General features: G+C 42.1%; 24 protein-coding genes. 14 read left to right on the top strand and 10 right to left on the bottom strand.

Annotated elements, in window-relative coordinates; translation table 11 throughout:
• Positions 1 to 90 precede the first annotated feature (90 nt).
• Positions 91 to 1,980: a CocE/NonD family hydrolase gene (locus ACOQON_RS04345; protein WP_420577703.1), complete on the top strand. Its 1,890-nt coding sequence runs from the start codon at positions 91 to 93 to the stop codon at positions 1,978 to 1,980.
• A gap of 17 nt (positions 1,981 to 1,997) precedes the next feature.
• Here the strand turns inward: ACOQON_RS04345 and ACOQON_RS04340 are convergent, their stop codons facing one another.
• The 4 genes from ACOQON_RS04340 to ACOQON_RS04325 form a co-directional block, all read right to left on the bottom strand.
• A complete protein-coding gene (locus tag ACOQON_RS04340; protein ID WP_420577702.1) occupies positions 1,998 to 2,318 on the bottom strand; it encodes an MmcQ/YjbR family DNA-binding protein in 321 nt (106 codons plus the stop codon).
• 12 nt (positions 2,319 to 2,330) lie between these two features.
• Entirely contained in the window at positions 2,331 to 2,714 is a 384-nt protein-coding gene (locus ACOQON_RS04335; protein WP_420577701.1) for a DUF1801 domain-containing protein, read from the bottom strand.
• 3 nt (positions 2,715 to 2,717) lie between these two features.
• Positions 2,718 to 4,142 (bottom strand): MATE family efflux transporter, encoded by a 1,425-nt coding sequence (locus ACOQON_RS04330; protein WP_420577700.1) that lies wholly within the window; start codon positions 4,140 to 4,142, stop codon positions 2,718 to 2,720.
• Between the two features lie 164 nt (positions 4,143 to 4,306).
• The gene (locus tag ACOQON_RS04325) at positions 4,307 to 5,452 is read right to left on the bottom strand and encodes a BamA/TamA family outer membrane protein (RefSeq protein WP_420577699.1); all 1,146 of its coding nucleotides are present in this window, start codon (positions 5,450 to 5,452) and stop codon (positions 4,307 to 4,309) included.
• An 88-nt stretch (positions 5,453 to 5,540) separates the two neighbouring features.
• Here ACOQON_RS04325 and ACOQON_RS04320 point away from each other — a divergent pair, with 88 nt between their 5' ends.
• The 4 genes from ACOQON_RS04320 (at position 5,541) to ACOQON_RS04305 (ending at position 8,389) form a co-directional block, all read left to right on the top strand.
• Complete coding sequence (locus ACOQON_RS04320; RefSeq protein ID WP_420577698.1) at positions 5,541 to 6,293, top strand: EcsC family protein; 753 nt, start codon at positions 5,541 to 5,543, stop codon at positions 6,291 to 6,293.
• A gap of 45 nt (positions 6,294 to 6,338) precedes the next feature.
• Positions 6,339 to 6,521, top strand: coding sequence for a hypothetical protein (locus ACOQON_RS04315; protein WP_420577697.1), 183 nt, complete (start codon positions 6,339 to 6,341; stop codon positions 6,519 to 6,521).
• A 3-nt stretch (positions 6,522 to 6,524) separates the two neighbouring features.
• Positions 6,525 to 7,022, top strand: coding sequence for a hypothetical protein (locus ACOQON_RS04310; protein WP_420577696.1), 498 nt, complete (start codon positions 6,525 to 6,527; stop codon positions 7,020 to 7,022).
• A gap of 149 nt (positions 7,023 to 7,171) precedes the next feature.
• Complete coding sequence (locus ACOQON_RS04305; RefSeq protein WP_420577695.1) at positions 7,172 to 8,389, top strand: NAD(P)/FAD-dependent oxidoreductase; 1,218 nt, start codon at positions 7,172 to 7,174, stop codon at positions 8,387 to 8,389.
• A gap of 53 nt (positions 8,390 to 8,442) precedes the next feature.
• Here ACOQON_RS04305 and ACOQON_RS04300 read toward each other — a convergent pair whose 3' ends face one another.
• The 4 genes from ACOQON_RS04300 to fdhD are packed head-to-tail and all read right to left on the bottom strand — an operon-like array spanning position 8,443 to position 14,330.
• A complete protein-coding gene (locus tag ACOQON_RS04300; RefSeq protein WP_420577694.1) occupies positions 8,443 to 9,039 on the bottom strand; it encodes an NTP transferase domain-containing protein in 597 nt (198 codons plus the stop codon).
• 34 nt (positions 9,040 to 9,073) lie between these two features.
• Complete coding sequence (fdhF, locus tag ACOQON_RS04295) at positions 9,074 to 11,803, bottom strand: formate dehydrogenase subunit alpha (RefSeq protein WP_420577693.1); 2,730 nt, start codon at positions 11,801 to 11,803, stop codon at positions 9,074 to 9,076.
• A gap of 1 nt (position 11,804) precedes the next feature.
• On the bottom strand, positions 11,805 to 13,457 hold the full coding sequence (locus ACOQON_RS04290; protein WP_420577692.1) for an NADH-ubiquinone oxidoreductase-F iron-sulfur binding region domain-containing protein: 1,653 nt from the start codon (positions 13,455 to 13,457) through the stop codon (positions 11,805 to 11,807).
• Between the two features lie 36 nt (positions 13,458 to 13,493).
• Positions 13,494 to 14,330 carry a formate dehydrogenase accessory sulfurtransferase FdhD gene (gene fdhD, locus ACOQON_RS04285; protein ID WP_420577691.1) on the bottom strand — a complete coding sequence of 279 codons (837 nt, stop codon included), beginning with the start codon at positions 14,328 to 14,330 and terminating at the stop codon, positions 13,494 to 13,496.
• An 18-nt stretch (positions 14,331 to 14,348) separates the two neighbouring features.
• Here fdhD and ACOQON_RS04280 point away from each other — a divergent pair, with 18 nt between their 5' ends.
• Together ACOQON_RS04280 and ACOQON_RS04275 are read left to right on the top strand one after the other, a co-directional pair.
• Positions 14,349 to 14,495, top strand: coding sequence for a hypothetical protein (locus ACOQON_RS04280; protein ID WP_420577690.1), 147 nt, complete (start codon positions 14,349 to 14,351; stop codon positions 14,493 to 14,495).
• Positions 14,496 to 14,534: 39 nt separating this feature from the next.
• Positions 14,535 to 15,167, top strand: coding sequence for a cation transporter (locus ACOQON_RS04275; RefSeq protein ID WP_420577689.1), 633 nt, complete (start codon positions 14,535 to 14,537; stop codon positions 15,165 to 15,167).
• An 8-nt stretch (positions 15,168 to 15,175) separates the two neighbouring features.
• On the opposite strand, the gene ACOQON_RS04270 is transcribed toward ACOQON_RS04275, so the two are convergent.
• Together ACOQON_RS04270 and ACOQON_RS04265 are read right to left on the bottom strand one after the other, a co-directional pair.
• Positions 15,176 to 16,150, bottom strand: a complete 975-nt coding sequence (locus ACOQON_RS04270; protein WP_420577688.1) for a calcium/sodium antiporter — start codon at positions 16,148 to 16,150, stop codon at positions 15,176 to 15,178.
• A gap of 130 nt (positions 16,151 to 16,280) precedes the next feature.
• A complete protein-coding gene (locus tag ACOQON_RS04265) occupies positions 16,281 to 16,541 on the bottom strand; it encodes a hypothetical protein (RefSeq protein WP_420577687.1) in 261 nt (86 codons plus the stop codon).
• A 272-nt stretch (positions 16,542 to 16,813) separates the two neighbouring features.
• Between ACOQON_RS04265 and ACOQON_RS04260 the strand changes: the two genes are divergently transcribed.
• From ACOQON_RS04260 to ACOQON_RS04230, 7 genes are all read left to right on the top strand, one after another.
• Positions 16,814 to 17,005: a hypothetical protein gene (locus ACOQON_RS04260; RefSeq protein WP_420577686.1), complete on the top strand. Its 192-nt coding sequence runs from the start codon at positions 16,814 to 16,816 to the stop codon at positions 17,003 to 17,005.
• A 393-nt stretch (positions 17,006 to 17,398) separates the two neighbouring features.
• Positions 17,399 to 18,055, top strand: coding sequence for an intradiol ring-cleavage dioxygenase (locus ACOQON_RS04255; protein ID WP_420577685.1), 657 nt, complete (start codon positions 17,399 to 17,401; stop codon positions 18,053 to 18,055).
• A 196-nt stretch (positions 18,056 to 18,251) separates the two neighbouring features.
• Entirely contained in the window at positions 18,252 to 20,186 is a 1,935-nt protein-coding gene (locus ACOQON_RS04250) for a YfiR/HmsC family protein (RefSeq protein ID WP_420577684.1), read from the top strand.
• A complete protein-coding gene (locus tag ACOQON_RS04245; RefSeq protein ID WP_420577683.1) occupies positions 20,176 to 20,550 on the top strand; it encodes a response regulator in 375 nt (124 codons plus the stop codon). The genes ACOQON_RS04250 and ACOQON_RS04245 overlap by 11 nt, the downstream gene beginning before the upstream one ends.
• Positions 20,551 to 20,644: 94 nt before the next feature.
• A complete protein-coding gene (locus ACOQON_RS04240; RefSeq protein ID WP_420577682.1) occupies positions 20,645 to 21,001 on the top strand; it encodes a response regulator in 357 nt (118 codons plus the stop codon).
• Positions 21,002 to 21,079: 78 nt separating this feature from the next.
• Positions 21,080 to 22,372, top strand: coding sequence for an oxygenase MpaB family protein (locus ACOQON_RS04235; RefSeq protein WP_420577681.1), 1,293 nt, complete (start codon positions 21,080 to 21,082; stop codon positions 22,370 to 22,372).
• Positions 22,369 to 23,043, top strand: a complete 675-nt coding sequence (locus ACOQON_RS04230; protein WP_420577680.1) for a DUF6989 domain-containing protein — start codon at positions 22,369 to 22,371, stop codon at positions 23,041 to 23,043. The genes ACOQON_RS04235 and ACOQON_RS04230 overlap by 4 nt, the downstream gene beginning before the upstream one ends.
• Positions 23,044 to 23,056: the final 13 nt, after the last annotated feature.

Below are 23,056 nucleotides of genomic sequence, written 5' to 3'. Positions count from 1 at the left end.
AATTTACTAAAATCTCTGATGCAATCTTTCCATTGTCTCGATGACTTCTTCAGAAATCATTAACTTAATCCATCTAACCTTTCTAACATCATGAAAAAGTTATCCGTATTTCTGTTTTCCATCTTATTTGTTGCCGTCTCGTTCGCGCAATCCGCTCGGGAAAAGCTTGAAGAAATTGCCATAATCGATCAGAAGGTCATGATGCCCATGCGGGATGGTGTGAGACTGGCCACCGACATCTACCGACCTAAAACCGATGAAAAAGTGCCAATCATTTTCTCCAGAACGCCTTACAATTTTAACAGCTGGGGTGATGGAGAGGAGCGTACTCGAAACTACGAACGTGCTCTTGACGCAGTAGAAAAAGGATTTGCTTATGTCGTTCAAAATGAAAGAGGAAGGTATTACTCTGAGGGAGAGTGGGATATCCTGGGTGTGCCATTAACAGATGGATATGATGCTTTCACCTGGATGGCAGATCAGGAATGGAGTAATGGGAAGATCGGAACACTCGGTTGCTCTTCCACTGCGGAATGGCAAATGGCAGTGGCTGCAATGGATCACCCTGCGCATGCAGCCATGATACCCATGGGCTATGGTGCCGGTGTTGGAACAGTCAATGGTTATTACGAGCAGGGCAACTGGTATCGGGGTGGTGCCTTTCAGATGCTCTTTGCTGCCTGGCTATACGGCGTGGAGCATGATAAGTTTAAACCACGTATTCCGGCAGGAGCAACCCAGGAAGACCTAATCAGAATATCCAGGTTTTACGATCTGGCCCCTGAAAACCCTCGAATTGATGATATGCTGGCTGCTATGTCACACTTACCCGTACAGGATATGCTAAAAAATATGGGAGGAAAGAAAGAGATTTTTGATAAGATGATCCTGAGAAAACCAAATGATCCTGCCTGGTTTGAAGGCGGGCTTTACCATGATGATATGGAAATCAACAAGCCGAGCTTCTGGTTTGTATCCTGGTACGACGTTTCTGTCAGTCCGAACCTTGCGCTTTTCAATCATATGAGAAACCATCCTGATAAGAAAGTAGCAGACAATCAATACCTGGTTATTGCTCCCACCCTGCATTGTGGTTACCAGAGAGCCACAGAAAATACCATGGTTGGTGAGATGAGTGTGGGTGACGCCCGCAATAACTACGATGAAATGATCTACGGCTGGTTTGATCACTGGCTCAAAGACGATGGCAAAAGTGACTTTACAGATGACCTGCCACGTGTGCAGTACTACCTGATGGGTAAGAATGAGTGGAAGACCTCCGATACCTGGCCTCCGAAAGATGCTAACATGACCTCTCTCTATCTAGATAGTGATGGGAATGCAAACAGCCTTTTTGGAGATGGTAGGCTTTCTCTAAATCCTCCCTCAAAACCCAATCAGGACAACTACACCTATGACCCACATAACCCGGTGTATTCTTATGGTGGAAATGTATGCTGCACCGGCAATGCAATTGATGCCGGAGCTCGGGACCAACGGGAAATGGAAACACGAAACGATATTCTGGTCTACACTTCTGAGCCATTGGCAGAGGGCATTGAGGTTTCCGGATTTATAGAAATGTCGCTGTATGTTTCTTCCGATGTGAAAGACACAGATTTCACTATCAAGTTGATTGATGTACATCCGGATGGTACTGCTTACAATCTGGATGAGACCATCCAGCGAGCCCGGTACAGGGAAGGATATGATAAGGAGGTATTTATGGAAGAGGGAGAAGTTTACAAGATCGACCTTACACCCCTGTCTACGAGTAACTATTTCAAAAAAGGACACAGAATCAGAATTGAGGTTGCCAGCAGTAATTTTCCTCGATTTATGCGGAACCTGAATACCGGTGGTAACAACTATGATGAGACGGAAGGCATTGTGGCACATAACACCATTCATCACTCTGCTGAATACCTGTCTCAGATTAAGCTGCCAATTGTGGGAAAAGTAAAGATTGAGGATCGGTAAACAGAAGTTCGGTCCGACTATTTCTTTGGTTTTAGCACATCATTGTAAGCACTTTCTAAAGCATCCAGAATCAGTTCTTCAGGAACCTCTGCGAGTTCAAATGTGGTCCAACCCTGTAATCCCCATTTGTTGGGAACCTGATAAACCCCATCTCCGAAATCGCAGAAAACCGACTGCTCGACTAATGGCAACTTCAAATTAGCCGTTTGCGATGCTTCGTGGATAGTTGCAAAGTTGCGCTTCTTCGTCACCTTAAAAGCTTGCCTATCAAAGTGTGGGTTTTCTTCCGTACCTGGAAAGGATAAAGCTAATTTTCTGAATTGTTCATTTGTAACCATTTGCTGTGTAATCTAAAGTCGATCCAATCGACCTTTTTTCTTGACAATATTCTTATAGTCCCATTGAATGGTTCTTGATTTTTCAAGCCATCGTTTCAGGTCTTCCTCACTGATTTGATCGACTCGGGTATATTGCATGGAAGCATCTTTGAATTTACCTGTACCAGGTTTTAGTTCCAGCTCTTCAAATCCCATCCCACTCCAGAACATCAACCGAATGCAATCCTTCAACTTGCTGTATCCAACAGTTGGATTTCCATCGAGAAACCACACCGGATGCCTGTGCCATATCTTGCTTTCAGCCTCTGGAAGATATGTATTGATTAGACTCATCAGACGCTCACAAATCCGTCTGTCATTCTCCGTTTGGGTTCTATTGTATTCTGAGATATTCATAAATCAAACCTCAGTTGTTTTCCACTTGCCTTTTTTGAATAGCCAAAGGGTAAATAACCCTACAGCAGTCTCTGAGAAAAATACGGCCCAAAATACACCGGAATGTGCCCAGTTCCATTCCAGTGCCAACAGGTAGGCCAGCGGTATCTGGATCAACCAGAAAAAGACCAAATTAATTTTCGTCGGGGTTTGAGTATCACCCGAACCATTGAATGCCTGAACAGAAACCATCCACCAACCATAAACAAAGTAGGAATAAGATAGAATCTGCAACCACTCACCACCTATCTCAATCACTCGTTGGTCAGCAGTGAAAATTCCCATCAGCTGCTCGTTGAAGAAAAAGTAGGCAAATGAAACCGCTACCAGAAAAATCATATTGTAAAATCCGATCTTCCACACAGAAGCCTCAGCACGGTCGGGGCTACCAGCACCCAGGTTTTGCCCCACCAAAGTGGCTGCTGCATTAGAAAGACCCCACGCTGGCATAAGCGTAAATAGCATGACCCTCAATGCAATAGTAGCACCGGCAACAGCCTCACTCCCTACATCAGCGAGTATTCTCATCAGGAAAATCCAGGAGGTCATGGTTACAATCATCTGACCTACACCTCCTACGGATGTTTTGATAATGTTCATTATCACTTTTGCATTCCACGTAATCTGAGACATCAACACCTGAATATGTTTTCCTCCCTTGAATAGGGTCCAGAGTTGAATGCCCACTGCGATACCTCTTCCGGTGGTCGTGGCGATCGCAGCTCCTTCTATGCCCATTGCTGGTATTGGTCCCCAACCAAAAATGAATAAGGGATCAAGTATGATGTTTAAGCCATTAGCGATCCAAAGTACACGCATCGCAATTGCCGCATCACCCGCTCCTCTGAAAATAGCATTGATCACAAAGAGCAAAATGATGATACCATTTGCTCCCAGCATCCATTGGGTGTAGCCATAGCCGTTTTCAATGGCCCACTCATCCGCCCCCATAAGCCCAAGAAGTTCTTTGGAGAAGAAGATACCGGCAATCGCAAATGGAAGTGAAATCAGTATAGAAAGGAAGATGGCCTGTACTGCCGATTTTCCCGCCTCATCTTTGTTTTTCTCTCCGATCCGCCGAGCGATTATGGCAGTGACTGCCATAGCAAGACCCATGGCTATGGAATAAAGTAGAAACAGATATGTCTCTGTAAGTCCAACCGTTGCAACAGCCGAGGAACCCAGCTTCCCGACAAAATAGATGTCCACCACAGCGAAAGTGGATTCCATCACCAGCTCCAAAATCATGGGAACTGCCAGTAAGAAGATGGCCTTTTTGAGGTCAATTTTGGTATAGTCAGCATCCGTGCCACGGATGGCATCATTTAAGGCTCTCCACAGGGATCTTTTAGGAGCGGGTGCCTCTGCTATTACATTTTCATTTTCCATGCATCAAAGGTGAGTTACAATTTGATATTTCCTAAGGTGTAAAAACGGCACAATAGAGGGTTATTTCCGTCAATAAACCGTTCTTTCATTGCAAAAAGAAAAAGTCAAGTGACAACCCTATGTCACTCACTATTCAATTTTTTTAAAAAATCCATTTTGAATTTTTAAAATGCTTCTCCTATAAAGAAATAATACCCTAAACCATCCTCTGTAACTGCCACATCAAATCGCGTAAAGATGTCCTTACTACGAAAAATCAGAAAGCGCACACCTGTACCACCTGCCACTTTCAGCTTACTCATATCCAGGTTTGCTATTCCATCACTCACCGTCCCAACACCAAGAAATGCTGCCGCTCCCCAACGCTCGCTGAACGGAAATGGCAGAAATCGATACTCTGTCTGTGCGGCCAGCAGTGTTTGATCCCTATATCTCCCAAGATAATATCCTCTCATTAGCGACTCCCCTCCCATCAACGAAAGTTGATTGAAAGGGGCTGTTCCCTGAACTTCTGAGAAATAAATCTGTGAAGCCAACACTTGTGATTTGTTCATCGAGTGATAATATCTGGAATCAAAAAAGAAGGAGGTGAATTCAAAATCACTCCCCCAGGCATTGTCGTAACGTAGAAAACCCGTTTCACCAAAGAAGCCGTCTCTCACATTGAGTACGTTGTGACGATTATCATAAACCAATCCGAAACCTAAACCGATGTTACTGAATTTCTGTAATCCTCTCGGCATTTCATACGGCTCAGATGTAAGTGAAGTAAGGCTAACATCTGACAACTTTTGAAAGTCAGTCTCAAGTCCTAAATACAGACTCTTGTAGACCTTTCTGAGCACCCGCTCTCGTATATTTATGCTACCGGCATCAATCCGTGCAAGCTCTTGACCATTCGTATCCGGACCCACTCCGAAATAGTGCAATGGAAACTGTTGAAGTCTGATCCTTCCAAGAAAAAACCATTTGCTCTGATCACTGTATAGAGCATGATCCATCCATAAACCATACTGGTTTTCCAAAGTGACAAAGCTAAACGCTGTGATTTCACTCAATCGATTTTTTATATCCTGATTAGCATAGTAAACATACACCGCACTCACCCCAATCTCCCACTCGGTTTCCGGCGAATAAGCTAAAGTCGGATAAGCGATGAATTTGGGTCGCTCCATAGAGGTGGTATCATTGAAGATCGAATTCCACACACGCTTTACTAAGCCGGCCTCCTGGGCCCGCATTGGTAACATCAATCCGATGCAAAAAATAAAAGCGATAATAAATCTGAGGTGAGATAATCGATTAGCCATTTCGCAGGATTGAAAACGCAAATATGATTCAATTGGTTTGTCGAATACCATCTTATATTATGGTATCAAAAGTTTTATATTCACTTCAATGTCTGATCGCTACTCCATCTATGAACAAATTGTGGCCACTGAGCTACATAATTGGCAGCATGCCATGCGCAAAAAACCTACCTTCTGGAATCGGACAACAAAAAAAGTACAGAAGAAAGTCAATACCATCATTCCGGAGAAAGTACACCGGGTCATTACCAAAGCAATTAAAGAAATGACACGAGCAGTGCTATTCGGGTCAAGATTCACAACTCGTACAAGAAAGGACATCAAATCACTGGAAGAGACAGAGAGCAAAATCAAAGAACGGATCAACTTCTACTCCTCTTCAGCAGCGGTGGAAGGAGCGGCTACCGGGTTTGGAGGATTTCTTCTCAGCCTGGCCGACTTCCCCCTATGGCTAACCCTTAAAATGAAAATGCTATTCGAAATCGCCTCAAGGTATGGGTATAGCACTAAAGATTATAAAGAGCGATTATACATTCTCTACATCTTTCAGCTCACTTTTTCCAGTCAGCAGCACCGCAACATGATCTTCGAAAAAATGGAAAACTGGGAGTTGACAAAAGAGCAGCTTCCGGACGATCTCAATACATTTGATTGGCGTACCTTCCAGCTTGAATACAGGGATTACATTGATTTGGCCAAATTGCTGCAACTCATTCCAGGAGTAGGTGCCATTGCCGGCGCATTAGTCAATCACAGACTCACAAACAAACTCGGTAAAACGGCCATGAACGCCTATCGAATGAGAGATAATCAATTTCGCAAAGTGAAGCTTTTGAAATAAATCAGAAACTTCCCTTGTTCTGTTTATCTTTCCAGAAAGGCACAAATGATGGTAGACGCAACCCCTGAAAACAAAGCGATTCTTCTTGAGGCACTGGAAGATATGATGTATAAACTCTCACTTCAATTGGATGATTTTAAAGGTGGCCCTTTAGATAAGCAACGAAAAGAGCTTACAGAAAAACAATCGAAGGTGGAAAAGCTTCAGCATCAGATTTCTCTAGCTTAAACCATGTCCAGCTTCAAGATACGTCCACGGTTTAAGCACGTGACTCCCGGTAAAAAAGAGGAGGTAGAAAAAAAACTTGTAGAGGGTGTACAGCAAAAAGCAGAAACCTTTGTTACAAATTATTTACCCGGACACTTATATATTAAAATCCATCCTAACGAGCAGCACTTTTGGTCTCCTCAGCTACACCTGACATTCGAGCAAGATGAAGATCAGGTAGTCATTCGGGGACTATATGGTCCCAACCCCACCGTCTGGGCGATTTTCTTTTTTGGGTATGTGACTCTGGGTTTATTATCACTTTTCCTTGGCATGTGGGGGCTGACCCAATTGAGTTTGGGAATGGACGCCTCCATCCTTTGGACTTTACCTGTCTTTGCAGTAATTGGTCTTATTCTTTATTTCTCAGCTCAGGCCGGTCAGAAATTAGGAGCCCAGCAACTGTTTGATATTCATCACCTGTATGAATATCTCATGGGTCAACATGTAAAGGTTATTTAACACTCTTTAATTGAGTTTGCTTCTTATGTAACAATTGTTACATAACTACCTGATTTTGAGATTATTCAATCATTCATATGACGTTCATCATGCCTTTTAACCATGTCTGCATCTAGTTTAGTATCAGTTAAAACCAAATGTCTAAGGCCATGAAAAATATCGTCATACTGGGCAGCAATTTCGCGGGGTATACGGCGGCATTGCAATTACGAAAAAAACTGAAACGGAAAAGTGAATACCAGATCACAGTCATCTCTCCCACTCATGACTTCCTGTATGTACCTTCATTAATATGGGTACCATTTGGACGTAGAAAAATAGAAGATATACGATTCGATCTTCGTCCAATTTTCAATAAGAAAGGAATTCATTTCATTCAAAAGATGGCCGAACAGATTGACCCTGATACCAACACCGTTTATATTGAAGGAGGTGAAAAAATCAATTACGAGTACCTGGTTATTGCTACAGGGGTTAAAATGAATTTTAATATTGTCGATGGTCTGAAACCTGAAGATCACAAAATCAACAACATCGTAATTCCTAAGCTAGCAATGAAAACCCTGGAAAAATTTGAAGAACTGGTCAAAGACCCAGGTCCGGTAATCGTGGGAGCTACTCAAGGGGCTAGCTGCATGGGTGCTGCATACGAGTATTTGTTCAATATGGATAAGGAGCTCAGGAGAAGAAAGGTACGCGATAAGGTGAAGCTCTACTGGATCACACCTGAACCATACCTTGGCAATTTTGGAATCGATGGCATGCCCGGAGGTGAGAAGATGCTTAAGCTCTTCATGAAAATGTATAACATTGAATGGATCACTGATGCCAGTATCGAAAAAATCGAGACTGACAAAATCATTCTAAAAGACGGAAGGGAACTACCATATAAAATGGCCATGTTAATGCCACCTTTTGAGGGTGCGGATGTAATGAAAGCAAGCACCAAACTGGTAGATGCAAAGGGTTTTGTGGAAACCAAACCTTCTTACCAACATATTACATATGACAATGTGTTTGCTGCCGGTCTAGCTGTGCAGGTCAAACCTCCGTTTGAAATTAAAAGCACCCCTTTTGGGGTACCAAAAACGGGCTTTCCAAGTGATGTAACCGGAAAGATTGTGGCTAAAAATATAGCAAGGATAATCAACGGAAAAACCAAGCTATACGAAAAAGAATGGGGTAAAATACCCGCTTTATGCATTATGGATGCGGGGCATAAGGAGGTATATCTCTTTGCAAACCACCTATTTAAACCAAGGCAGTTTGCCATTATGCTTCCTAACATATTTAACGATTTTGGAAAAATTCTATTGGAGAAGTATTTCATCTGGAAAAACAAACGGGGGCTGGCATGGCTTCCGTAACTGACCAATGGTTTTAGCTAAAGGCATCCTAACGGATGCCTTTTTTAAATTGATTAGCTTAATTGATTGATTACCCTTTTAGCTCGCTCAAAATCCGAAGGTGTATTCACATTAAAAAGTATGGCATCTTCTCTCGGTTCTAAGGTACGTATATCGTTTCGCTGTAAGAATTCGGAAGGGTAAACATCTCTTCCTTTTTTATGGTGGTCCATAAGAATCTCAAGCGCATGCGGCTCCCATATAGCCATAAGAGGTTCCGGGTGACCGTTTTCTGAATTAACATAAGCAGTCGCCATCTCTTTACCCCGATGTTCGATCAGCTTTGAGATCGTTCTGGGACGAATGAATGGCATATCTACTGCAAGTACGAGCCATGCAATATCCGGGAATGCTTTATGTGCACTCAGCAATCCATTTAATGGTCCCTTTGCATCAAAAGCATCAATGATGACTTTATCAGTAAAAACCATCTCCTGATCCCTACGAACAGATAAATAGGTTTCTTCCAGCATTTCGGTGAGCAACTCAAACAAATGTTGACTCTGGGGCTTTCCGTGATAGGGAATCATCGACTTATCAAAACCCATTCTGGTACTCTTCCCACCCATTAAGACTAAACCGTATAAACCACTTGCGATTTGCTGACTCATCAGGATTCAGAAAATAAATTGAGTTTCTTCAACCTCATTTTGCATAAGCACCCTTAGACTTTCGAATCTTAACAGCTACTACTTTATACTCCGGACATTTAGCTTCTGAATCATGAATGTCGCTGGTGATTAGATTGACCATAATTTCTGGAAAGTGGAAAGTGGTACTCATCACACCGGGACGCACCTCATCAGTTATTTTCGCTTTGATGTCCACTTTGCCTCTGGCCGAGGTAACACACACCATATCGCCATCCTCAATCTGATTGTCCGCAGCATCCTTTGGATTGATCAATAGCACATCCTCGGACAGGATATCGACATTGTTGGTTCTGCGAGTCATCGCACCACAGTTGTAGTGTTCCAGCTCTCTATTGGTCGTGATGATGAACGGAAACTCCTTGCCATAATCTTCGATCTCTTTGGACTCCTTCCAGTCAAAGTAGCTCAGCTGACCTTTGCCTCGTTTGAATTCATTCACGTGAATGATCTCTGTACTCGAACCATCTGCAGGTACCGGCCACTGTTTTCCATTATCCCCAAGCTCATCCCATTTGACACCCTTGAAAAAGGGAACAATCTGCGAAATCTCTTCCAACATGGTTTTTGGGTGATATTCCGGTTGCGGGTACCCCATTCGGTTCATTACGTCCACGATGATCTGACCATCGGCTTTTGATCCTTCCAGGGATTCTACCACCTGATTAACTCGTTGTATACGGCGCTCCCCATTGGTGAAAGTCCCCGACTTTTCGAGAAACGAAGCACCCGGAAGCACCACGTCCGCCAGCTTAGCCGTTTCGGTCATAAATAGCTCCTGCACCACCAGCATATCCAGGCTGGTTAATGCGCGTTTCACTTTATCTGTATTGGGATCCGTTTGCACAACATCCTCTCCAATGATCCATAGCGCCTTAAGCTGCCCATCGATAGCCGCATCAAACATTTCCGGAATTTTAAACCCGATATGGGTAGGCACTTTCGCATTATAAAATGCTTCATACTTCTTGTGAATATCCGGGTTGGTTACATCCAGATATCCTGCCCCCTGATGAGGCTGAGCACCCATATCGGCTGCACCTTGAACGTTGTTCTGTCCCCTCAAAGGATTAACGCCTACACCGGGACGACCAATATTACCGGTCAGCATGGCCAGATCAGCAATTTGCTGAACAGTGAAGGTACCCTGAGAATGTTCGGTCACACCCAACCCGTGGAATGACATGGCGTTAGGCACCTGAGCGTAGCACATGGCTGCTTCTTTCACCAATGCACGATCCACTCCGGTCACCTGTTCCATTTTGTCAATATCCAGTGCCAGAATCTGCTTTTTAAAGTCTTCAAATCCCTCGGTTCGTGTTTCCACAAATTGGCTATCTACCAACCCTTCCTGCACGATATAGTACATCATCATATTGAGCAACGCCACATTGGTACCTGGCCTAAGTTGTAAATGGTAATCAGCATATTTGGCTAATGAGATTTCCCGTGGATCAATTACAATAAGTTTAGTGCCTTTCATAGCCGCCTGTTTAATCCGTGCTCCCGTTACCGGATGAGCATCCGTCGGATTAGCGCCGATAATCATGATACAATCAGTATCCTTGATGTCTTTGACTGAGTTGGTTGCTGCACCTGTACCAAAAGCACGCTGCATACCCAGTGCCGTGGGCGAATGACACACCCGTGCACAGCAGTCAATATTATTGGTACCCACCACTGCGCGAATGAATTTCTGCATTAAGTAATTTTCCTCGTTGGTACACCGCGCAGAAGAAATGCCTGCTATCGAGTCAGCACCGTACTCATCTCTCAAGGAGTTGAACCGATCCACCATGTAGTCATACGCCTCATCCCAACCTACAGACACGAGCTCACCGTCTTTACGCACCATTGGACTTCTCAGGCGCTCCGGATGATTATAAAACTGGAATGCGTATCGACCTTTCAGGCATGTGTGCCCTTCATTAACCTCTGCATCATATGGAGCGGTGATGCTTGTAATCTCTCCATCCCGAACGGCGACATCCAGATTGCAACCCACCCCACAATACGTACAAATAGTGCGTGTTTTTGTATCTGCATCATTGAATTTTGACTCGAAAATATCTGTAATGGCACCTGTAGGACACGCCTGACTACATGCACCGCAAGAAACACAATCAGATTCTTTGAACCCTTCATTCATGCCCATCACCACTTCATTATCAAATCCTCTCCCCTGCATCGTTAGCACCATCTCTCCCTGTACCTCGTCACACGCACGCACACATCGATAGCAATTGATACATGATGTCATATCCGCACGCATGTAAGCGTGGCTTTCATCAGAGGTTCGATTCAGATGATTATGACCCGGAGCATATCGGACTTGCTCCATGTTTATTCCGCACTGATTTGCTACTTTTTTCAGCTCGTTTTGGGCTGGATTTGCATGATCAAAATGCTCCTTTGGATAATCCGTGAGCACCAGCTCCACGATATTTTTTCTTAAACGCTGAATTCTATCCGAATGGGGATAGATATATGCGCCTGCCATGACCGGAGTATGACATGAGGCCTGAGCTTTGGCTGCTCCACCCTGAGACAAAGCCACATCTACAGAACACACACGACAAGAACCAAACGGTTTCAGATTAGGTGCATCGCACAACGTCGGCACCTCCTCCACTCCATCGATTCTTCGAAGCAACTGAAGAATGGTCTCCCCAGGCTCAAAAGCGTATTCTTTATCATCGACAAAAACCGTATTTGATTTGTCCATATCAGTTAAAATAAGCGTTCAACTCGTCTTCAAAATATTCCAATGCATTTTTTACTCCTAAGGGCAAACCTCCTCCCAAAGCGCAAAGCGAACCAACTTCCAATGTTTCCAGTAAATCGTCCATGAGCCCTCGATCCATTTTGGACTTACCTGTCCTTGCATTATCCAGCATTTCTTTACCCCTTACAGATCCTATGCTGCACGGAAAGCATTTTCCACATGACTCGTCTGCAGTAAACTCAAATAAGTGATGGAGATAGTCTACAATGGGAAAATCTTCAGGGATGGAAACCACGCTTGCATGTCCCAGAAGAAACCCTTCATTGGCAAAACTTTCAAAGTCCAGTGTGAGGTCGTTAATCTTGTGCAGGGGCACAATACCACCGAGAGGTCCTCCCACATGAACCGCTTTCACCGGAGATTTAAAGCCCCCTCCAAGTTCATGAATCACCTCTTGAAAAGGTGTTCCCATTTTCACTTCATACATCCCTGGATTCTTAAAAAAAGAATCAAGGCATACCAGCTTCGTTCCTGTGGACTTACTGGTTCCTAACTGGGTATAGGCCTGACCACCATTATTCAAAATCCAATAAACAGCAGCCTGCGTTTCTACATTGTTGACGATCGTCGGTTTATTGAATAGTCCTTGCTGTGTAGGATAAGGTGGTCTTACCCGCACTTCCGGTCGCTGACCTTCCAAAGAGGAAAGCAAAGCAGTTTCTTCTCCACAGATGTAGGCTCCTGCCCCCTCCACCACTTTAAAATCAAAACGAAAGCCTGAATCACCTATCTCTTTTCCTACGATACCAATTGATATCAAATCCTCCACGGCTCGCTGCATAATCCGAACGGCTTCAGGATATTCGCCCCTGATGTAGAGGGCTCCTCGGCTGGCTCCAACAATATAGCCGGATACCATCATACCAAACAATACCAGCATAGGTTGTTCTTCAAGCAGATATCGATCTGAATAGGCACCCGGATCACCTTCGTCTGCATTGCAAACAATATATTTTTCATCGCCCGGCGTGTCTTTGCACGATTCCAATTTCATTCCCATTGGGAATCCTGCTCCTCCTCTGCCCCGGATTCCGGATTCTTTAATCTCATTCAGTGTCCATCCTTTTCCTTTTTGAAGAATTTCCTGAAAAGCTTTGGCGAAACCGGCGGCATCCAGTGGCTCACCCGTCAGCACTTTTTGATCCGTATTTCCTCCTACATGATAGTGTTCTTTGCCATCGGTTTCCCTATCCAATAAGGCTTCTATGTCATCTATTGCTTTACCTGAGTAATTGTGTCCATTGTAGTTAAAAGCGCTGTTCTCATGGCACCTGCCCAGGCAACACATGTGACCGATTTCTTTTGCATCGAAGTGCTTTGACAGTTTTTCTTTCAACTTGCTCTGCGTTCCGGCAACCAGACATGCACTCCCATTGCAGACGTGTACTTTTACTCCTTCATGCTCCTTTTTTAGAAAATCATAAAAAGATGCTGTACCATAGGTGATGGCATCTCCTATCAGGTATTGATGAGCCAATTCACGCAAACGATCATCAGGTACGGTACCGGTTACTTTTGATTCCTGAACCAGCTGCTCAAAAAGGTTTTTCTCCAATCCCTTGCGACCAGAAAGTGCACTTAAATTATCAGACATGAGATGCGTATTAGTACTATCCTAAGATAGTGAATTTTAGGCATCTAACCGTTTAGAATGGGTATAGATATTGAATTTATCCTCCTTAAGAAACCCAACCAGCGTAATCCCTAACTCCTCAGCCAGATCAACTGCCAGACTGGAAGGCGCACCAATTGCTGCTATGATTGGAATGTTTGCTCTTGATGCTTTTTGCACCAGCTCAAAGCTGATTCTTCCACTAAGCAATAGTATGTGTTCAGTAGCATTTCCATCTTGGGTTAAAACAAGGTGGCCTAACAATTTGTCCAGAGCATTGTGTCTCCCGACATCTTCACGGTAAAACAGTAGATTTCCTGAAAGATCAAAAAGGGCAGACGCATGTAGCCCCCCGGTATGCTTAAATACCACCTGAGCCTCTCGCAGTTTACGCGGAAGCTGATTCAATATGGTTCCCTTAATGCGTAGCTGATCTGAAATAGACTGGCATTGAAAGCGTACCTGCTCGATAGATGCCTTTCCGCACACCCCACAGCTTGAAGTGGTATAGAAATTTCGCTTGAATAAGGCTGGATCCAACTTTACATCAGGGGCTAGTTCAACACGCATCACATTCTCCTTCTGTTCCTGTTTGCCTACATCATCACAATACTTGACACTTAGAAAATTAGAAGCAGACGAAATGATTTGTTCTGAATATAGAAATCCTATGGCCAACTCTTCGTCATTACCAGGTGTTCGCATGGTCACAGACAAAGACAGTTGATTTCGATCTCCCTCCGCCCCATATCCCAGCCTTATCTCCAAAGGTTCCTCCACCACAATCAGATCATCTCTGGTTTCAGAATGAGCGGATGTGCGCCTTTCTATTTTGTGTGGAACTACACTGGACATCAGATAAATTTACCCTTTTTGAGCGACTTCATAGGAACGTTAACCAACCCGGTACTACTGTCTATATTCTATTTGTTGTTTTTGATTTTTGCCCTTGCTACTTCCGGATACATTTCATCAAAAACCGCTCGAACCAACCCGGCAACCATACTAAAGGATGAGTAGTACTTTTGAATGATTTCAATTTGCTATTGTTTTTCCAATATGAATACAAAACTCCTGAAGTGGGCATTTATCCTTAGCTTAATCACGATTATCTACAACCTAATTGAGGGGATGGTTTCTACCTTATTTGGTGCCAGTGATGAAACCCTTGCGTTATTCGGATTTGGAGTGGACAGTTTTGCTGAAGTACTGTCCGGGGTGGGTATTGCTCACATGATCATTCGAATGAAAAAGGGGAAAGTGGAAAAACATGATTCTTTTGAGGTCACTGCCCTGCGCATCACCGGCATAGCACTGTATCTGCTTGCGGCGGGGTTAGTGGTTGGGGCAGTACTTTCCTTTAGTTATCAGACAGAGCCAGTCACCACAACAGCAGGCATCATCATCGCTTCCCTTTCCATTTTAACCATGTATTTCCTCTATACCGAAAAATTGAAAGTGGGCAGAAAGCTGAAAAGTGAACCCATCATCTCAGATGCCAAATGTACCAAAACCTGCTTTTACCTTTCCTTTATTTTGCTTGGTTCAAGCCTCCTGTATGAGTTTTTTCATGTCCCATACATTGATGGAATTGGTGGGTTAGGCATAGCATGGTATGCCTGGAAAGAAGGAAAAGAATCCATGGAAAAGGCGAACACCAAAAAACTAAGTTGTGGTGACGATTGCTGCTAAACTTCTTGCTATCCTCTCAGCACCAAATAAGTCAGATAAGCAAAATACATAACTACAAATACCAGCCCCTCAAAACGACTAATAGCCGGTCGTTTGCCATTAATTACGGCGAAAATCAATACAGTGTTGGAAAAAATGAGCATCAGAATGTCATCATTATTCAACTCATTAAACGGTAGAGCTTTGATGCTGGCACTCAACCCAAGAATCCAGAAGATATTAAAGATGTTAGAGCCAATCACGTTTCCAATTGCCATATCGGCTCTTCCTTTTTTTGAAGCCATCACACTTGTAACCAGTTCAGGTAGAGAAGTCCCAACTGCTATAATGGTTAACCCAATAAATGATTCACTCAAACCAAAAGACTGGGCAATAACCACAGCACCATCTACGATCCACTTACCACCTATAAAAAGCCCAAAAAGCCCAATTGCAATGAGTGTAAGAGACTTAACCATAGGCATCATCTCCATCTCCGATTCTTCATCCGGCTTATACAGGTCATCCCTTTTATCTTTACTAACGACGTAGATATACGTCATAAACAACCCGAAGAAAAGCAATAATAATAAGCCATCTAACCGGCTAATGGCTAACCCGGCACTTTTCCCAAATAGGTTTGCGTTCGCCAGGAAGCCAACCATAAACGTAGCAAGTAAAGAAATTGGAATTTCTGTATAATAAATGCTTTTCTGAATTGGTAAGGGCCTGATAAGTGCTGATGCTCCTAAAATAAGGAGTATGTTGGCAATGTTGCTACCAAATATGTTTCCTATCGCCAGTTCTGAATTGCCATTAAGGCTTGCTAGCACGTTCACAATCAGTTCAGGCATGCTCGTACCAAAGGATACAATGGTTAATCCAATTACCAGTTCTGGAATTGCATATCTTTTTGCGATAGAGGCTGCTCCGTCTACGAGCCAATCAGCTGACTTTATCAGGATGACAAAGCCAACGATGAATAATGTGTATGTAAGAATCATTTATAAAGTGGTGTTTCCACCATATCCAAAAGAGAAATAAAAATCGGGCAAAAGTAATTGAAGAAGTTAATTGATTAGAGAAATTGATAGAAAATATCAAAGGAAAAATATTACGATTTTAAGTCGTGATTTAGGCAGGATTGCCATACCCAATCTGATCCCCATCATTATCATAGAGATTATATGCGGGTCCATCCTTTCGGATTCCGTGAGAAGTCAGATTTCCATCCAGATCATAAATGTTGAATCGATGATCATCTAGTACTTTCCCGTAGGCTTTTTTGTCGCCATCCTTATTGTATACATGGAGATTTTTATCGTCTACCATCCGAAGATAGGAAATGAAATTACCCTTCAAATCATAATTGTTGTATCGTTCCCCGGATTTCATATAATAATATTAATACAAAAAAATGAAGGCAGGATATGACCTGCCTTCAGGGTTGGTAATCGTCTAAGTGTGGTTAGCCTAAACGGATTATTCCAACAACGCTTCTTTTTTGTCTCGCTTTATAGAATACAGTAAAAGTCAGGTTAAAAACCGATATAAATAATGAGCTATATCAGGTTCAAAGCTTAATTATCTCATTTTTCCTTTGCTCCAAAATCAAAAGAAATCATTGAAGGTATTCCCAAACAGCTGACTTAATAAATATAAATATTATGAATTTATTAAGTCAGCTATTTGGAAAAAAGAAGTCTGGTTCAAATTTGAATCTGGAAAAGACAGATGATGGTCGCTGGATGGTGACCAGAAAGTTTAGAATTCTCTACATGGGTACCAAGGAGAAATGCCAGTTATTCATGGAGAATCAAATGAAGAAAAGGGACGGATTAAATACATCTGCATCCTAATCATTTAGAACAAAAAAACTATCACCATGATTCTTGTCGTATTGACCTTCTATTTGATGATGGCTCTCTTTACAGTTTTATTCTATTATGCCGAGAAGAAGTATAGTAGCCAAAGCTGAGTTATAGTAATAGAAACCAGGGTTCTTGACCTGCTGGAATTTTCGCATGCCTTTTAAAAGCATCCCCGCTTAAATTCCAACAAAACTATTTTAGCCAATGATAATGGTGATCGCCAGTATTGCCAGATACACGATCAATAAGATTTGTTTCGCCTTCATGAGTTTTCGTTTATAATCCTGTGTGTTTGAAATACGAAAACCACCAAAAGAGTTTCAGATTTTTTTTATTGAAATAATCAAGGATGAAAGTTGGACCATTCGCAAACTTTAAACCATGAATACGTTAATGCATCCAAGACAACTATTACATATCATGAAAAACCTGGTTATTCTTTTTTTCATTATCGGTATTCAGGCATGTGGCCAAACGCAAAATAATTATAAACTAGTGGGAAACGCCTGCGAAGGATGTGAAGCTGTTATGGAATTTGGTGAAAGAAAACTAAATGCAGTAGATACGCTTCCACTCTTCGAGCAGACCAACCCCAAAATAAAGGTCAGCGGCACTGTGTATAAGCCGGATGGTATTACTCCTGCTGAAGGTGTGATCCTCTATTTATATCATACCAATAGAGATGGGGTTTACCCCACGCAGGGTAATGAAAAAGGGTGGGCCAGCAAACACGGATATATACGAGGATGGGTAAAAACAGATCAGAATGGGCAATATACCTTTTATACTTTCAGACCTGCATCATACCCCAATGGCTCAGAGGCTGCCCATATTCATATTACATTGCTGGAACCGGATGGTAAATATTATTGGCTCGAGAGCTATCTATTCCATGACGATCCATTACGTAAGGATCGGCATATAAGCAAAACACCACGCGGTGGATCTAACGGCATTTTAAAACTGAAAAAAGATGGGAACCTGCTGGTAGGATCTCGGGACATCATTTTAGGCAAGAATATTCCAAATTATTATTAAATATTAAACACTTGCTTGTTTTGAAATAAACCGTCGATCAAATATCTAAACTGATATTGTACCTATTGACTAATATTTGCGCTTGAATCTATCTATTCTAAAAAACCATGTTCATCTAATTAAGTAAATGACTTATCTAATTGGTTGTACGAACCGGGTTAAAATAGCTATATTTCATGCTACCACCAGTCTTAAAATGAATAGTCAGAAGGGAATAATATTTTTACTTATAACGCTATCTATAAGCCATTTCTCCATTGGTCAGACCGATCGTCAAAAGGAGATGGTTGCTTCTACTTACTCTATTATTAAAAATATAGAGTGGCCTAAGAAAGATACCCCTTTCAAAATTCACATCATCACCACAGATGATGACCTTAAAACGGAATTCAGGACAACCAGTGCTTCCCAAAAACTTGCAGGCAGATCTACTGAAGTCAGCTTTACAAGCTATGTGATCGTTCCCCAGGATGCAGATGTGATTTTTGTATCGAACAGATATAATGCAACCATACCTACGCTCCTGGATAGAATCGGTGGAACTTCTTTGCTTTTAATAACAGATCGCTATGAAGAGCAACGTGACATCATGATTAATTTTTTGGGAGATACATCACAAGCATTAACCTTCGAAATAAATCGGGCAAATATTACAAATCAGAAATTGAAGGTTAAGCCCGGTATGGATGAACTTGGTGGCTCAGAAGTTGATTTAGCTAAAATTTTCAAACAGGTGCGAGACTCTGTTCGGGCAATGGAGCTGAGATCAGAAGCTCTAAAAAAACAATTTGATTCTCTGAACCTCAACATGGCTGCTGCACGAGGCATTTATGTAAGACAAACAGCTGAAATAAATGATAAAAACAGAGAGATTCAACAAAAGGAACTACAAATAATCCTTCAGACTCAGGCACTAGATAGCTTGAGAAAAGAATTTGCTGAATCGGAAAAGAGGTTGATCGAATTGACTACTACACTGAATGAGCGGGAGCAAGATCTTGCAGTTCTGAGTGAGGAGATAGATCTCCAAAGAGAAAAAGTAGAAGATGGAAATAAAACACTAAAGGAACAACAGGAACGAATCGCCGCACAAAATGATGAGATTGATCAGCGTGAAAAGAAACTTGGTGAGATGACTACAATTGTTAGCTCTCAACAAAGTGCGCTGGTTTTCTTAGTGCTTTTTTTAGTTGTGCTTGTTGTACTTTCCTTTCTAATCTTCACAGCTTACCGTGCAAGAAAGCGTGCTGCTAAAAAGCTTGCTGAACAAAAAGAAGATCTGGCCAGGTTACTAAATGAACTTCAGAGCACACAATCACAGCTCGTTCAATCTGAAAAAATGGCTTCATTGGGTGTACTTACAGCGGGGATCGCACATGAAATAAATAACGCTATCAACTTCGTTTATTCAGGCATCCACGTGTTGAGCGATAAATTCTCTGAGATAAGACCTGTAATATCTCGTGTTACTGAACTAAATGAAAATGAAAAAGACTTCAAAACATCCTTACAGAAGCTTGTACAAGAGCGTGAAAAAGCAGGCTATGATGAAGCCCAGGGAGTAATTGATCAAATGATCCACAGTATAAAAGTGGGTGCAGAGCGAACCACAGAAATCGTCAAGGGATTACGTATCTTTTCAAGATCTGAAACAGAGAAAAAGACAAAGATTGATATCAATGATGATTTGGACGTGGCATTACTTCTCCTGAACAGTAGACACAAAGATTCTGTTAAGATCAACAAAAGCCTTGGTGAAAATATCCCTGAAATTGACGGTTACAAAGGACAATTAAGTCAGGCATTTCTAAATATCGTCAACAATGCCATTGATGCGGTGAGTGAAAAGGGTAAAGAAGGGATAATTGATATTTCCTCTTCTCTGAATGGAAGATTAGTGGAGGTTGTTGTAAAAGATAATGGAAAGGGTATGACTGAAGAGGATAAGCAGAAAATATTCGACCCTTTTTTCACAACGAAGAAAGTCGGAGCAGGAACAGGCCTTGGATTGGCCATCACTTATGGAATAGTGGAGAGACATGGAGGGACAATCGCCGTAAATACTCACCTTGGTGAGGGGACAGAATTTATTATTAAACTACCGCTAGCAAAAAAAGTCAATGAACGATAACAAACCATCATTGATATATCTGGATGATGAAGAAATAAATCTGATTCTTTTTAGAGAAATGTTTAAAAAGGATTTTGATATTTTCACTACTACCAATCCGGATAAGGCCATTGAGCATGTGAAGAAGAATCAGCTTGATTATGTTCTTACAGATCAACTAATGCCTGTAATGACGGGTGTGGAATTTTTGAAAGAATTAAGGAGTCAGGAGATCTCATCTGGTTCCATGAAAGTTATAATCTCCGGTTTTACCCAAGAGGGAGAGGTCGATGAAGCGCTTGAAACGAGACTGATAGACCATTTTGTGAGTAAACCATGGTCATATCAAAACCTAAAAGAGCTTTTGCTCAGCAAACAATCGTAATTCATCGAAAAGGGAAATGATTGTTTATCAAACTACACCATTATTCCGTTAGATTTGTCACAGTCAACCAGAGTGTAAATTAATGAGTGAAAGCATGCCTAGAGTAGTATATCTAGATGATGAGGAAATCAATCTCCTCCTTTTCAAGGAAATGTTCAAAAAGGATTTTGAGGTATTTACAACAACTTTTCCTGAAGAGGCCCTTGAGTATGTGAAAAACAATCACGTTGAGTTTGTTTTCACAGATCAGCGAATGCCACTTATGACAGGGGTTGAATTTCTAAAAGAAATGGAAGAAATGGGGATCCCTGCCAGACCTAAGAAAGTAATGATCTCAGGTTATGCCGCAGAGGGTGAAGTGAGTGAGGCTATACAACAAAACCTGATCGAATGCTTCATAGATAAGCCATGGACTTATGATGGCTTGAAGACCGCAATAAGCACGATCTAAATCAGCTTTTTCCTTTTTCCAATCCTTTGTTGGTGCTAGATTACATGACAATCTAACTAACCAACCTTATTCTATTAAATGAGCCGTTTTGAAATTTCAGCAATCAACCATGATATGCTGGAAAGTTTTCGGAAAATCACAGATCCGATTGCGGACAATACTGTTTCCAAAATCATCGAATCTGGTGATGACCAGAAAGTGAATGAAGTGATGATGATGCTCTTTAGGAATCAAAGTTTCCATAAAGGCATGTTTGATCATTTGGGTTCAGAGCTCTCTCTTATCCTGGATGAATATATTGAAACCACAGGTAAACTGCCTGAGTGGTCCAACCTCACTAAAATAAGAAACGGAGAAAAGCTATTTGCTCTTTATGGCCCGGAGGTATTTATGCTTCTGAATGTTAGCTCCCTACCTATGTGCTACACATGCGCCAAAGGGGCACAAGTACTCTATGAGACGGGAAGGCTATTATCACACAATGGAAACATTGACCCGCTTGCACGGAGATTAATGGAAACCGCTCAAATGGTTGTGAATGTGCTTTCTGAAGGAGGATTATCACATGGAGGCAATGGAGTCGTCACTCTCCAGAAAGTCCGACTGATACATGCTTCTATCAGACATTACCTGAAATCAGGTCAATACAATAATACTAATTGGGAGGTGTCACACTTCGGAGAACCCATCAACCAGGAAGACCTGGCCGGCACATTGATGTCCTTTGGACCGGTAATCATCACAGGATTAAAGCGGCTAAACATTAAGCTTTCTGTTTCCCAAATCGATGACTATATGCATTGCTGGAAAGTGGTAGGTCACCTGATGGGTATTGATGAACGATTGCTACCCGACAGCTATGGTGATGGATTTGAGCTGGCAACAAAAATTTTAACCCATCAGGCAGAGGCCTCTGAGGCAGGCAAAGCACTCACTCAGTCATGTGTTGAGTTTATGAATGCACTTATCCCGGGAAATTCATTCGATGAGGTACCTGAATATTTTATTTCCTATTTTCTCGAGGACTTTAGCCAATCAACCAGAAAAAATCTTGCTAAATGCATTGGTGTTTCCGGCCTGTCAGATAAAAAAGATCGAATAATTCTAACCCTTTCACGCTTTCTCTCCGGGGAGTTGAGCCATCTTGAGAAGCATAAGCTTGTACAAAAAATATCGAGTCATTTCAATAAAAAGCTTCTTGAGGGCATCATACATCATTTTAATGGTGGAAAGAGTGTTCAGTTTTTTATTCCGCCATCTCTTCAAGCTGATTGGGGTCTGCTTGATAGTTGGAAAGACAAGGTTTCCACCCCATCAATTTTAGGCAACCGGCTATCGTGGCAACAACGAACTAAACCTAACTTATCATGAACACAGAAATTCCCGGATTAGATAAACGAACCACCTATGTGATTTTAGCATCATCGGGCTTACTGATTTTATGGTCTCTGGGCTCCTCGCTATTGAACTCCGGTCCTATCTCGGCCAGTATCATTACTTATTTCTTATACCTCTTTTATTGGTTCTATGGATTTAAATTCAAAAACCCGCTGGTTATACGATTAATGGTGTTCGGTTCGATTGCAGGAATTTTAGAATTGTTTACCGATCACTATTTGGTGAGCACCATTGATAGTCTGGTATATCCCGGAGACGAACCTATGGTGTGGAGTAGTCCCATGTACATGCCTTTTGCCTGGTCTAATGTATTGGTCCAATTAAGTTTTGTCGGTGTTTTGTTAACTCAGAAGAAAGGCCTGCTAACAGCCTCCATCATTCTTTGCATTGCAGGTGGAATGTATATCCCACTCTATGAACATTTGGCGAAAGATGCAGGCTGGTGGTGGTACCATCAAAACGTAACTATGATTTTCAATGCCCCTGTTTATGTCATTGTTTGTGAAGGACTAATTTCCTTATCGCTTCCTTTATTGATTTATTATTCGGAGCATAACAAGCTCCAACGTACTGTATACTTGGGTATTGTAGGAGGTATTTGGATTCTGGCAAGTGCATATATTGCTTATACGATTGCACAATAAAAGCCGCCATTTA

It is taken from the genome of Ekhidna sp. (assembly GCF_965221965.1).
Classification (GTDB): domain Bacteria; phylum Bacteroidota; class Bacteroidia; order Cytophagales; family Cyclobacteriaceae; genus Ekhidna.
This window is presented reverse-complemented; position numbering and strand designations above follow the sequence as displayed.

Coding starts and splice junctions, on each gene's coding strand:
- ACOQON_RS04345 (WP_420577703.1), top strand. CDS start 91: ATGAAAAAGTTATCCGTATTTCTGTTTTCCATCTTATTTGTTGCCGTC.
- ACOQON_RS04340 (WP_420577702.1), bottom strand. CDS start 2,318: ATGGTTACAAATGAACAATTCAGAAAATTAGCTTTATCCTTTCCAGGT.
- ACOQON_RS04335 (WP_420577701.1), bottom strand. CDS start 2,714: ATGAATATCTCAGAATACAATAGAACCCAAACGGAGAATGACAGACGG.
- ACOQON_RS04330 (WP_420577700.1), bottom strand. CDS start 4,142: ATGGAAAATGAAAATGTAATAGCAGAGGCACCCGCTCCTAAAAGATCC.
- ACOQON_RS04325 (WP_420577699.1), bottom strand. CDS start 5,452: ATGGCTAATCGATTATCTCACCTCAGATTTATTATCGCTTTTATTTTT.
- ACOQON_RS04320 (WP_420577698.1), top strand. CDS start 5,541: ATGTCTGATCGCTACTCCATCTATGAACAAATTGTGGCCACTGAGCTA.
- ACOQON_RS04315 (WP_420577697.1), top strand. CDS start 6,339: ATGATGGTAGACGCAACCCCTGAAAACAAAGCGATTCTTCTTGAGGCA.
- ACOQON_RS04310 (WP_420577696.1), top strand. CDS start 6,525: ATGTCCAGCTTCAAGATACGTCCACGGTTTAAGCACGTGACTCCCGGT.
- ACOQON_RS04305 (WP_420577695.1), top strand. CDS start 7,172: ATGAAAAATATCGTCATACTGGGCAGCAATTTCGCGGGGTATACGGCG.
- ACOQON_RS04300 (WP_420577694.1), bottom strand. CDS start 9,039: ATGAGTCAGCAAATCGCAAGTGGTTTATACGGTTTAGTCTTAATGGGT.
- fdhF (WP_420577693.1), bottom strand. CDS start 11,803: ATGGACAAATCAAATACGGTTTTTGTCGATGATAAAGAATACGCTTTT.
- ACOQON_RS04290 (WP_420577692.1), bottom strand. CDS start 13,457: ATGTCTGATAATTTAAGTGCACTTTCTGGTCGCAAGGGATTGGAGAAA.
- fdhD (WP_420577691.1), bottom strand. CDS start 14,330: ATGTCCAGTGTAGTTCCACACAAAATAGAAAGGCGCACATCCGCTCAT.
- ACOQON_RS04275 (WP_420577689.1), top strand. CDS start 14,535: ATGAATACAAAACTCCTGAAGTGGGCATTTATCCTTAGCTTAATCACG.
- ACOQON_RS04270 (WP_420577688.1), bottom strand. CDS start 16,150: ATGATTCTTACATACACATTATTCATCGTTGGCTTTGTCATCCTGATA.
- ACOQON_RS04265 (WP_420577687.1), bottom strand. CDS start 16,541: ATGAAATCCGGGGAACGATACAACAATTATGATTTGAAGGGTAATTTC.
- ACOQON_RS04260 (WP_420577686.1), top strand. CDS start 16,814: ATGAATTTATTAAGTCAGCTATTTGGAAAAAAGAAGTCTGGTTCAAAT.
- ACOQON_RS04255 (WP_420577685.1), top strand. CDS start 17,399: ATGAATACGTTAATGCATCCAAGACAACTATTACATATCATGAAAAAC.
- ACOQON_RS04250 (WP_420577684.1), top strand. CDS start 18,252: ATGAATAGTCAGAAGGGAATAATATTTTTACTTATAACGCTATCTATA.
- ACOQON_RS04245 (WP_420577683.1), top strand. CDS start 20,176: ATGAACGATAACAAACCATCATTGATATATCTGGATGATGAAGAAATA.
- ACOQON_RS04240 (WP_420577682.1), top strand. CDS start 20,645: ATGCCTAGAGTAGTATATCTAGATGATGAGGAAATCAATCTCCTCCTT.
- ACOQON_RS04235 (WP_420577681.1), top strand. CDS start 21,080: ATGAGCCGTTTTGAAATTTCAGCAATCAACCATGATATGCTGGAAAGT.
- ACOQON_RS04230 (WP_420577680.1), top strand. CDS start 22,369: ATGAACACAGAAATTCCCGGATTAGATAAACGAACCACCTATGTGATT.